This is a genomic window from Vibrio sp. TH_r3 (assembly GCF_033101115.1).
GTDB lineage: Bacteria > Pseudomonadota > Gammaproteobacteria > Enterobacterales > Vibrionaceae > Vibrio.
Genome location: NZ_JAWMPW010000004.1, coordinates 1 through 12,159, shown reverse-complemented (window position 1 = coordinate 12,159; position 12,159 = coordinate 1). Strand labels below are relative to the sequence as shown.

Annotated in this window: 7 protein-coding genes, 1 tRNA gene and 1 pseudogene; 1 reads left to right on the top strand and 8 read right to left on the bottom strand. The window is 38.7% G+C overall.

Translation table 11 applies throughout. The features are described 5' to 3' along the window. Nucleotides 1-23: 23 nt before the first annotated feature. The 4 genes from R3X26_RS05490 to R3X26_RS05475 all read right to left on the bottom strand — a co-directional run bounded on the left by R3X26_RS05490 (nt 24) and on the right by R3X26_RS05475 (nt 5,078). Nucleotides 24-1,061, bottom strand: coding sequence for an ABC transporter substrate-binding protein (locus R3X26_RS05490; protein WP_317716217.1), 1,038 nt, complete (start codon nt 1,059-1,061; stop codon nt 24-26). 329 nt (nt 1,062-1,390) lie between these two features. Continuing rightward, nucleotides 1,391-2,722 (bottom strand): MFS transporter family glucose-6-phosphate receptor UhpC, encoded by a 1,332-nt coding sequence (gene uhpC / locus R3X26_RS05485; RefSeq protein ID WP_317716216.1) that lies wholly within the window; start codon nt 2,720-2,722, stop codon nt 1,391-1,393. Then, complete coding sequence (locus tag R3X26_RS05480; protein WP_317716215.1) at nt 2,722-4,452, bottom strand: MASE1 domain-containing protein; 1,731 nt, start codon at nt 4,450-4,452, stop codon at nt 2,722-2,724. Before R3X26_RS05480 ends, uhpC begins: the two co-directional genes overlap by 1 nt. Beyond that, nucleotides 4,449-5,078 carry a response regulator gene (locus R3X26_RS05475; protein ID WP_317716214.1) on the bottom strand — a complete coding sequence of 210 codons (630 nt, stop codon included), beginning with the start codon at nt 5,076-5,078 and terminating at the stop codon, nt 4,449-4,451. The genes R3X26_RS05480 and R3X26_RS05475 overlap by 4 nt, the downstream gene beginning before the upstream one ends. Nucleotides 5,079-5,366: 288 nt before the next feature. Between R3X26_RS05475 and R3X26_RS05470 the strand changes: the two genes are divergently transcribed. Continuing rightward, nucleotides 5,367-5,454: transfer RNA gene (locus tag R3X26_RS05470), tRNA-Ser, on the top strand. 677 nt (nt 5,455-6,131) lie between these two features. Here the strand turns inward: R3X26_RS05470 and R3X26_RS05465 are convergent. The 4 genes and pseudogenes from R3X26_RS05465 to R3X26_RS05450 all read right to left on the bottom strand — a co-directional run. After that, nucleotides 6,132-7,490: a hypothetical protein gene (locus R3X26_RS05465; protein ID WP_317716213.1), complete on the bottom strand. Its 1,359-nt coding sequence runs from the start codon at nt 7,488-7,490 to the stop codon at nt 6,132-6,134. Further along, nucleotides 7,490-8,587, bottom strand: coding sequence for a hypothetical protein (locus tag R3X26_RS05460; RefSeq protein WP_317716212.1), 1,098 nt, complete (start codon nt 8,585-8,587; stop codon nt 7,490-7,492). The genes R3X26_RS05465 and R3X26_RS05460 overlap by 1 nt, the downstream gene beginning before the upstream one ends. Before the next feature lie 69 nt (nt 8,588-8,656). Beyond that, a complete protein-coding gene (locus tag R3X26_RS05455; RefSeq protein ID WP_317716211.1) occupies nt 8,657-11,440 on the bottom strand; it encodes an AAA family ATPase in 2,784 nt (927 codons plus the stop codon). 491 nt (nt 11,441-11,931) lie between these two features. Further along, a pseudogene (locus R3X26_RS05450) lies at nt 11,932-12,159 on the bottom strand (transposase); the annotation flags it as partial.

Sequence of the window (12,159 nt, the reverse complement as noted above, 5' to 3'; positions counted from 1 at the left end):
CGCTACTCACATTAAAGGCCGGTTTATTCGCCCATTTTAACTACGTTAACCCATTTTTTAATTAAGCGTTTACGTGTGTCAGAAGCGCCGTAAGTATTCATATCATAATCGATAAGATCCAATTTTTGAGGATCTAACGCATACGGAGATTGCTCTGCGTCTACATTGGTTAAAATTTGGAAAGACTTGCCTTGTTGCCAAGCAAGTTGTTGACCTTCTTTAGACAGTACCCAGTCGATGAACAACTTGGCATTTTCCTCGTTACGAGCGCCTTTGATCATGCTGACGCCGCCGATCTCATACCCTGTGCCTTCACATGGAGAAATAAGTTCTAAAGGCGCACCTTGAGACTGCTCTAGAGAATAATCGTGTAAGAACCCAATACCAATAGCAATCTCGCCACGAGCAGAGTTACGAGATGGTGTCACACCCGATTTGGTGTATTGGGAAATGTTCTTGTCTAAGCTCTTAAAGTAGTCGAATGCTTTATCTTCACCCCAAAGTTGAATAAAAGTGGCGAGGGCAGTGTAAGCAGTACCTGAACTTTGTGGATCGGCAATTTGGATTTCATCTTTGTATTCTGGTTTAGTTAAATCTTCCCAACAACGAGGGATAGCCAAACCTTTTTCTTCTAAACGCTTGGTATTAACACCAAAGCCTAAGATACCCATATAAACCGCAGAAGAGTAGTTACCTTTGCGTTTTGCTGGGTCTTTGAATTTATCGATAATATTATCTAGTTGAGGTGATTTGTAAGGCATTAGAAGATCCATCTCACCGGCTTGTGATTGTGGATCAAGAGTCCCGCCATACCAAACATCCGCTCTTGGGTTCTTGCGTTCTGCTTGTATTTTAGCAAGCGTACTACCAGAACCATTACGGACAAAAGACGTTTTTACATCGTACTTTTCTGAAAACGCTTTGGTTTCTGCTTCGCACATGGCATTGGTTGCACTGCAATACACAATTAATCGGCCTTCTGCCATAACTTGTGGAGTTGCTAATGCGGTAGAACCTAGTATGCAAGCTGCTAGCAGATGGCGTTTAATATTCCCTTTCATTTTTTGTTTCCTCTTTTTATTGTATTTGCCTAGCCCAAAGCAGTGGTTTAGTGAAAAACATTCGCTTTATACGCCGAGCTGGTGTCACTTTTGGTGACTGGTTTTGTAGGGGATGCTTGTGTACCTTCATTAACCTTATGTAGGGAGATAACGTTATTGAGGTACAACTTAATAGTAGAAAAAAGACAAAGAAAATGAATGAGACAGGTTTTTAGCCCACTAGGAATTTTTCCTAGTTTTGAAGGATGAATGTAGGATTTGAGACTCGGTTCACAGTTAGATAAGTCCAATAGATAACTGTGAACCGAGGCGCTAAATAAACGGGCCAGCTAATTAGTTATAGAACGATTGCTTCGTTGTTGGGCTCGCACAAAAGGGATCAACAACATACCAATAGCAGCAGCGGCTAAAGTAATGACTGCAAAAAAACCTTGCCATTGAAATTGTTCGATGACGATAGAAATCGGATAACCGGCCAATGCTGCACCCAGATAACCAAACAAGCCGACAAAACCAGTCGCGGTGCCTGCTAGGTTTTTATGTGAACATTCTGCCGCAGCCATGCCTATCATCATTTGTGGACCGAAGATAAAAAAACCAATCGAAAATAAACATGCAGATAATATAAAAATATTATTCATGGGGGTTAACCATAATGCTGCGACAGAGATAAAAATACCGAGAGCAAAAATAAGATTCATTGGAGCTCGATTACCATGGAAAAATTTATCCGATCCCCAACCGCCAAGCAATGAACCTAAAAAGCCACCCACTTCAAACATAGAGACGGCGGTGTTAGCGGTGAGTAAATCAACGTGATGGCGTTCGACTAGATATAAACTTCCCCAATCATTTACCGCTATTCTTACTACGTAGACCAATAAATACGAACTACACAGTAACCAGATGTATTTATTGCCAAGAACGTAGGTTTTGACAATTTGCTGAAATGGAAGACCAATACCTTCTTGTTCCTGTTGTTTTTCTAACTGATCATCACGCCAATCACCAACGGTCGGTAAGCCCAGTGTGGTCGGTTTGTCTTGCATGCGAAATGACAAAACAATACCCACAATAATGGCAATAATACCGGGTACAATAAATCCGAATCGCCAGCCCCAAGTTAGAACAATATAGCCGATGGATATAGGAAGAAGAGCGCCACTAACATTAATGCATGTATTCCAAACTGACCACCAAAAGCCTCTTTCCGAGCGTGAGTACCAGGTTGTAAGTAGCTTTGCACAAGCAGGCCAACCCCAACTCTGAAAAAACGCATTCAGTGTCCATAAAATCAGCATGGCGGTTAATGATGAACTGAAGCCAAAAAGAACGTTAATAATGCCAGAAGCAATTAAGCCAAATCCCATAAAATAACTTGGATTGGACTGGTCACTTATCATGCCTGAAATAAACTTCGATGTGCCATACGTAATATAATAAACAGTCGCGATCATACCAATATCGGAAGGTTCCCAACCTAAATCGGTTAACATAACTGGCATACTGTAGTTTAAGCTTTTGCGAGTAAAATAGAATATACCGTAGCCTACATACATGGATATCATCAGATGTAAGCGCCAATAGTGATAGGTTGAATTAACGGTCTTTTGGTCGGTTATCGTAGCGACAGGTGGCTTTGCAGACAACAATCCAAACATTATCTATTCTCCCTAATGTCGCTACCAATGGTCGCGTCGGGCGAGGAAGCGCTCTGGTCTGTTTTTGCTGATAAAGATCGGCTCGCTTTAGTTGGTAGGCTGACCACGATCCGAATACCCATAGGTGTAAATTTATCAGTATTATCAGGTTTGCTGTTATTGGGTAGTTTATCGTTGCGAATTTGTTGACTCGTTGTATTTGCTGAACCATTGCTGATAGACAAACTGCCTCCTAGAGCAGTAATTCGTTCTGACAACCCTTTTAGTCCCGTTCCTTTAGTTTGCCAGTTTACGGGTAGTCCAATGCCGTTGTCCCTGTACTCCATGCTAAATAATGTTCCTGGTAAAAAGGTAAGGGTAATTTCGGTGGCGTGAGAATGTTTTGTTGCATTGTTGATCAGCTCTTGCACAATTCGATAAACCGTAACCGAAGTAACGTCGTCTAATTGTTCAGTGTCAAAACCAATATTTAAATTAAAGGTAACGTTGCGTTCAGAAAATCTCATTTCATTGGCAATTTGTTTTAAAGCACCTTCAAGCCCTAATTGGTCTAGCACATGCGGTCGCAGTTGAGATAATAGTTGGCGTGTCGCGCTATGCACTCTAAACGCCAGATCATTTATCGCAGTCGCAATTTGTTTGGTATTGCTTTCTTGTGTTGTTCGATTGGCTAACGTCGCCTGTATTTGTATCGCCGTGATATTTTGCCCTATTTCGTCGTGGAGTTCTCTGGCGACCGATTTACGAATATCTTCCTCTACATGCACTAACTGGCGAGTCAGCGCCTGTTTAACCGAGAGTTCATGAGCAAGTTCATAGTTCAGTTTTTTGAGTGTTTCTGACAACAAGTACTGGCGACTAATCGCGATACCAAGTCCTAAACCTACTAAGGCCTGGGTCGTTAAAAACAATTGCATCTCTTCGTAGGTTGAAAATGAGCCCATTACTTTTTTTGCCATTGTCAGTAATACGCTATTCATCACTGCTGCTAATATGCCGCCCTGCCAGCCGTATCGGTAAGCCATAAAAATATTTGGCAACAGAACCACGATTAAAAGCAGTGAAGCCATTTGTTGTTTAAAACTGAGCTCAGCAAGTAAACCAATGCAGAAAAATAATAACATCCATAAAAACGCAGACGGGCGCAACGTCACTTCGTTGTGCACTAGAGTGGGAGAGAGCGGAACCCAAACCTTTTGATTTAAGTAATCATGTAAAAGGTAAAAAAATGGCGCAAGGATAATACCGCCAGTGAGGGTGGCGATCATAGCGCTGTATATTAAACTGAGGTCAAGCAATAACGGCTTGCTTAAAAAGAAAATAACGCAGCCATATAAAAAACTATTTACAACAATTACGCCTAATAAAGCCAATAGTTGTTGCCAATAGGTGTCTAAGTATTGCCACCAGCGTTGTATAGGGCGAATAACACTGTAACTAATAAAAGGAGCAATAAATAACAACAGATCAGTTTGGCTAGGTTGCAAGGTTTGCACAATAACGCAAGTCAGAACAAACTCACTTAAAAATACAACCCACCAATGTTTAATTGGCATGATAAGCAATACTGCCAATCTCAAACCAATTGGCAGAAACAAGCCAGAAATGTAGATATTGCTGACCAGATAACCGCTAATACTCCAAAGACAAAACCAAGTAATACTGTAGATAACATAAATAAAAAGGCTGGTAAAAGCGCGACTGCTTATTTGTTCTTTTACGGTTTTCATTCGGGTAACAATTTATTTTTAATCGCGAAACGGATTAGATCGACATTGTTGGACAACGAAAGTTTACCCAGTATATTCGCGCGGTGGACATGAACGGTTTTATGGCTTAGCGATAAATCGTAAGCCACTTCTTTTACATCTTTGCCCTGAATAAGTTGCTCAAATATTTGTTTTTCTCGTTTGGTTAATTGGTCGAGTGCCGTAGAAGGCGCGTTGGCGTTACTCAAATTAAACAGCGCATCGGCGCAAAGATAGCGATCTCCAGCAGAGACAGTGCGAATAGCGGTTACCAATTCACCGGGGCCACATCGCTTAGAAAGATAGCCCAATGCTCCCGCATCGATGGCTTTACTAACAAATGAAGCCGAATCATAGATACTCAACACAATCGCTTTTAATTCCGGCTGAACGTTTTTTAAGCGAGCAAGCAACGACAAGCCACTTTCATCTGGCATAGAGATATCAATCACGGCAACATCTAACTCGGGAAGAGTAGCAAGGGCACTAAAAGCCTCTTTTGCTGAACTAAATTCGCCGACAATGGTTATATCTGATTCAACGCTTAGTAACTGGGCAAAGCCAGAGCGAACCATCACGTGGTCGTCTATCAAAGCAACAGATATCATAAATTATTATCCTTTTGTTACTGCGGATATTGGTAATAATGGATAGTGGCAAAAGCATCTCTGATGATCAAAATTGATGGTTCGAGGTGTGATGGAGTCGATAATTAATTTCATTTAGAGGCTAGAAAAAGGGATACTTGATGTAAGGTATTAATATGAGTAAAGGTTGTTTTGTAGTCAGTCGGCTACAAAAGCATGAGTTTTGTTACTTTTCCTCTTGACCAAACCGCATAGAATCATTAAATTAGCGCCTCGTTGTTAACGCTCTCGCGTAGCAACCCAAAATACGGTGAGTTGTCCGAGTGGCTGAAGGAGCACGCCTGGAAAGTGTGTGTACGGCAACGTACCGAGAGTTCGAATCTCTCACTCACCGCCAAATTCATGTCTAAAGACGCCTAATGGCGTCTTTTTTCTTGTCTTAAATTTATTTAAATCAATAAGTTAGTGTAAATTCCTGCACATTCTTGTCCATTTCTATCTAACTTTTAAAGTAATGCAATTAGTAATGCTTGTGTACTATATTAAAAATAGGCATTACATTTGTAATTAATTTTGGCATTATTTTTTCTAAATTACATTCAATTTAATTTGATATAACAAATTGATATTATTGTCTTAAATTAATGGTGTTACTCATATTTTGAGGAACAGGATTAGGCTTTTAGAAGTATTCCTTTCGGAATGAGCATGGCTAAGTTACAGCGAAAGAAGTAGCAAACGCAAAACCCAGAGATAAAGCATATCGTCTTGTTGATGGTGGCGGGCTTAATCTACAAAGGGATATGGAGCGAAATCGGGAAACCAGGTGTTTCAACTCATCTTGGGAGGTATTTATCAGCCAGAACGACAGATTTGGTAACAGTGTAGTATTTGGCTTAGCATTAAATAGTTATTACGCCACTTTTTACATCTGACATTTATGAACTAATAGATTGAAAGGCAAAAAACTAGATAACCTACTACTAGGCTATCTAGTTTTACTTTGTGTTAATTAACTCATATCAAGATGGCTAACCATAGCCATTGAAACTGTCATCATTTGTCTGATTTGATTTAGCGTATATTGTTAACTTCGACAGCGCCTGATTCATTTTTATCACTTTGTGATAAGCTTTTATCTGAACCTTTTTGGTCATTTTCATCTTTATTTTTGGTCGAACTAATGCCGGTATTATCGGCAAATACTTCTAGGTATTCTAGGTGACTAGAGCAGAGCGATACTATTTTTATTAAATCGCTTAATTCGTCGCCTTTTACAAAATACAGTCTTTTGGACAGCAAAGATATTTCATATCTTATGTCTTCCATACCATCTTTTGAATATATCCCTTCTACATCGGTCGCTTTTTTATTTAGATAGTTTTCAACCATTTCACCGGTAGGAATAGAGCCGAGTAATAGTGGAATAAAAATAAAGCCATGGTTTTCACTACGGTTATGTAGCTTAGAGTTACCTTTACTTCTGAGTAGTAGTAAACCAAGAAACAGCCATGCAGCGTCAGATATTTCGATTTTACTTTCGTCAACATGACTATTTTGTTGTAGTTCGGTAATTCGCATTAAATCTTTGTGAAAATGTTCGAATAGATCTTTTGCTCTTAGTTCCATTAAACCGATACCAAAATTTCGGACACCGGATTGTAAACCGTCGAGTATATTAAAAAAGTGTTGGTCATTGTCGATAATATCGATAGTTTGTTTACGAACTTTTTCATCTATAAAAAATTCGCTAATTAAATGTTCATTATTGTTTACCGCTAAATCACTTTGTTCTTCACTGGCGCACTTTAATACATCACGAAATAGCGCATCTTTAGATGCTTCTTCGATTACCTCGACAAGAACCTCTATTTTTTGTTCTAGTTTAGTTTGTAAATTTTGTTCTAATTCTTGCTGTCTATCTATTGATTCGTTAGGGGATACTTCTGTTGTCTTATAGATAGAGTTGTTGAGATATTCAGGAACTCTAGGAGGTAAGTATTGGGTTCGATACAGTTTTTCAGCATGCAGTAGTACCGCAGCACAAGCACGTTTTGCATCATATGTCGCTCGAGTTAAACGAGAATTAAGTTCCGAAATTCGTTCAACTTCGTTTGCCCATAGGTTTACTTGCTCTCTTATCGAATCATTCTGTTGAATACTCGCGGCTAAACTAGCAATTCTAATTGCCACTAGAGCGCCAGCAAATCCTAACGCCCAACCACCGAGTGCATCAAATAAGCCGGTATTTTCTTGCGATAACTGACTTGTTGATAGCTCTAACGGCAATAAATCCCATTTTATAGTGAATAGAAATATGAGGAAGGTGATGGCACCAAAAAGTAATGTAGAAACTACAAGGTGCATAACTGGACTGTGTACAATTTGACGAAACCAATATTTGGCAAGGTTGTCTTTTTTTCTCTTAGCCATTAAATGCCCGCCCTTTTATCTTCATCATCACCATTATTTAGGATTTCTTCTATTTGTCTTTTTTGCTGTTCAGATAATTCATCAAGTTTTCCTTTTACCGATTCGAACCAACGTGCATTTGTTCTTTTTTTCTTGTGTGACTCAATCTTAGATTTGAGCTTGGATTCTGCTCCTTGGCTATCTTCAAGCATTTGACCAAAGATCTCATCGTAGGTTACTTCGGTGACTTGGTGGATAAACTTCACTAATCTATCAATTTGTTTGTGGCATACTTTAGCGCCATCACCTAAAGGAATATCAATACAAATGGTTAGTTCTCCATCGGATGGGTCTAAAGACATAGATAAAAACTTGTAGGTGAATTGATACCAAACAATTGCAGAAGCAATAAGGCTGTAGTCTGTTTTATCTAAGTCAAACTTGTAGAGCCAAGGAGTGGTAAAACGTAGTAAATCATCATCGGAGTAATCAATGACGATTTGTACACTATTATCTCCGTCACTATCTTTATATTTCTTGGTCGAGAAACCAAAAACAAAGCGTTTTCTATCGTTTAAGTGTTTATGTTTATAGCTATTTTCAACCAAGTAACTTTCAACAACTTGGCTTACATCCATCTCTTGAACTACGGTGGTTTCTGTCTCTGAATCGGTACTTTCTTCAGCTGAACTACTACTTTCACTGGCTTTTTGAACAGATTCTACCGATTTAATAAGCAATAATTCTGCTTTTTTAATACTTTGGTCAATACTGGCGATAACGTCTTCTGGGGTTGAATCACTGGTTTCTAATACGGCGGCAAAACCTTCATGATCGATGTAGATGATCAATCCGGAGTCTTCGTCTTTACGTACGAATTTTTCTTCACCTTGAGTTTTCAACCAATCTTTAGCTAATTTGGTTAGAGTAGTACTATTGTAGAGACTGAAAAAAATATGAACGGTCTCTTCGTTACCTTGTAAGAAGAGAGACAAAGGTAATTGTTGATCGGATTCCTTTCTAGTCAGAGTAAAAGGGCTGTCCGATGTGAAATCCCAATTCTCTTGCTGATGGCTAAATTCTTTGAATAGCTCAGTATAACGCTGGATTAAACTCATTAATAACTCCGTTTAGATAAGGTTAGTAGCGTTTCGATGACGCTAAGTTAAAAAAGTGACGAATGGACATTACATCAGTTCGATTAATTCTATTTCAGATAAAACTTCGTGTTCTAATAGAGCATTTGCGACTGCTTGTATGGTTGGCCAATGAGCATGAATAAGCTTATCTGTTTCTGCTGAAGCATCGTCTATCCATGACTTTATTAAGGTTTCAGTGTGTTGCTTGAAATAAGGTTCCCCTGCAAACTCTTGGATAGCAGTGACATCGATATTATAACTATCGGTATGCATACCGTAGCGAGCAATTGCCATCCATGCATAATACATTGCTTGTCTTAGGTCACCAGCGGCACCGGTATCTAAGCCGTCGTCTGCAAACTGTTTGACTTGTGCCGCTCTTCCTGCCAGTGCGATGCAAGTAAGAGAAAACCAGAATGATTTGGTATAGTCGATTTTTTCATCGTCATTATATGAGACCATTCCTAGTGATTTTTCTCTAGGAACAATGCTAATTTGCTCAATTACTCTTTCTGGGACTAAAACTCTAGAAAGAACGGCATGTCCGGCTTCATGGTAGGCGGTTTCCGCTAAAGATTTCTCACAACTTGCTTGCGATCGTTTTACGCCATATTTGAGTATATTTATTTGTTCTACAAGAGCGGCTTGATCAATGATGGTGTTGTTTTCACTCAGAGAACGAAGAACGGATTCACGATTGATTTTTTCAAGATCCGCGCCACTGCAACCTGCAGTTAAGTTGACGATTAGGTCTTTATCGATATTTTTATCGTAGCTGTCATTGGTTAAAAATCGATTTATAAACCACAATCGAGCACCTTTGTCTAAATAGGGGACTTCTAACTTTAGATCCAAGCGTCCTGACCGTAGTAAAGCGTCATCTAACTTGTGAGGTAGATTTGTCGCGGCAACAATGAACAAAGGATCTGCACTTTGACTAAAACCATCTATTTCAACCAATAACCGGTTGGTTAATGCATCGGCCATTGGCCCCGCTTGACCACGTTTCGGCAACGCATCAATTTCATCGATGAACACGATGCATGGTGCATATTTTCGAGCACGTTCAAATAATTTTTCGATGAATGACGTAGTGAGTAAATCATTCCCTGAGCAACTGATTATAGGCAGGCCTGCCTCATTGGCAAGCGCACGAGCCAACGTTGTTTTTCCTGTGCCAGGAGGACCATAAAGCAACATCCCTTTAGGTGGAATAATGCCTTTTTCAATAAGAGAACGCTGGTTTTTAATGATACTGATAATTTCAGTTAAACGTTGTTTTATTAACTCATGCCCTGCTATGTCAGCGAATGAAATAGTAGGAAGGTCAACGACAATTCCACCACTTACTTCGACATCTTCCGCTCGTATTAAGACATCTAGGCTGGGGGAGCTTAATTGTAGATTTAAGGTTGAATCACTTAACTTACAATTGGATGTGAAACTAAATACTTCATGGCGTAATTGCAATGATTTGAATTGAGATTCTTTGTCGTTAGTAGATAAAAATTGAACGATGTCATCAGACAGTGAAATACTGATCGAAGTTATTTTACTATCGGTATTTTTACGTAAAAAATCGCTTATAGGGTCAATTAATTTACTACTGATATTTGATTTTATATCTCGAATATCGAATAGAGGAGAAAAACTTAATACCAATAAATGACTTAACTCATGAGTTAAATCATTTACCTCTATTTGGCTAAGTTGACTGAATGCAAGTAGATCATTTTCGATTTGGCGATGTGCTACTCGCATTAACTCGGGCCACCCAAGTGTTTTAAATAAAAGGACGCCTCCCTGAGATATACGAGATAGTAATTCTGCTGGAACAGCTTGTACTTCTCGTCCACTTTCTATTTTAGTTTCTTTTCTAAGTTGCTCTAGTAGCGCCGCGCGTATTTTATTTGGGTTGGTATCTATGGCTTGGAGATATTCTTTTTTCCCATAAACCGAGCGGCCGAGATTAGAGGTGAAAATAATTATAGTGTCACGAAAGTCGATTTCTTCTTCGGTATATTCGTCCGTCATCCAACCGCTAGAGAGCAATCTCAATAACGCCATTAATACCTGAGTATGGGCTTTTTCAATTTCATCGAAAACAATTACAGATTTTGGATGTTTTTTTACAAAGGTGGTTAGCTGACCTGGTGCTGAATCATCGTAGGTTTTTTTTGCACCCACCAAACCAAAAGCTTCATTAGAGTTGGTGTAGTGTGTCATATCGAAAAATTTGTATTTATAATCCCCTATTAATTGTTTAGAAAAACATTCAGCTAAGTAAGTTTTACCTGTAGCAGGGGGACCTACAAATAGAAACGTGCCGTTTGGCCTATTTTGTTTACCATGCCATAAAGACGACGCGATATTATCAATTAGATGTTCAACCGCATGATCTTGACCGTACACTTCTTGTAATAATTTTGCTTTACTTTGCTCTAGTCGTGATAGTTTATTTCGATAATCAGTGTCATCTGTTGGTAAGTTAAATAACTTCACTTCTTCTATCCATGAAGAAAGTTCTTGTTCTTGTGATGGATTTAATTGTTCTAAAAGCTCACTAACACTGGTTGAAAAGGGGAGGAACTGCGCGTTTTCTGCATTATTTAAAGTTGAATGGCTCAGATCTTTTGAATATCCTTCGAACAAACTTAATTGTTCGTATGAAGGTAATTTAAAGCGCGCGGATAGTGTGTTAAATAATTCTGGCTCCGGTTTTTTTACATAATTGGCTAGGCATAAGTACGCGATTTCCACGTGCTCTTCATAAATAGACGTGGCTTTTTCTTGCAAGGCTATGTATTTCGCAAATAAAAGAAGGGTCTTCATGTACTCAATTTCCTTTTTTGTAACAGATTACTTTTTCTTTGGTTCTATAGACAATTAGTAAAACTTACTTTTTAATTGCTTCGAACACCTTGCTTAAAAAATCCATGTTAATTTTTGGCGCTATTAAGAATAGAATATGTGATTTTTATATTAATAAAATCAATTGATTGCCATCATCCTGTTGAATTCATTAAATGTCAACTGTTGTGTAGGGATTATATGGGGACATACACTTTAAGTAGAGGGAACTAGGATGGAATTGGGACAGACACCTTAGCTAGTATGAGATTCGAATAGACATAAATATTAGGACAGACACCTTAAATATCCAAATTTTTGAATATTAGAATAAACTTTAATTGGGAAATTGAACTTTTTAAAAATATTCTAGTTTGCGTTTAATATTAGGTTGTATCTGAAGATTCATTGTATGAAGCACAAGAATATAGTCGTAGTACGCTTCGAATAAAAATAGCCTTAGTTCAATTTGGTTAATTAAATTGGTATCCACGTATTCGACTTCGGCGTAATTTAGGCAGAGCCGATGGAAAACTTTGTCTGCACCCAACTAAAATGGCTCGTTGTTTCTCTAACTGTGAGCAAGCAATTACCCAATCTTTATCCGTTAGATTGAGTCTTTGTAAAATAGGCGGAGTACGCGGATTTAGGCTTGCTTTGCCTTCTTTTAGCTTTTGACCTGACCACTCAACAAGTTCTAG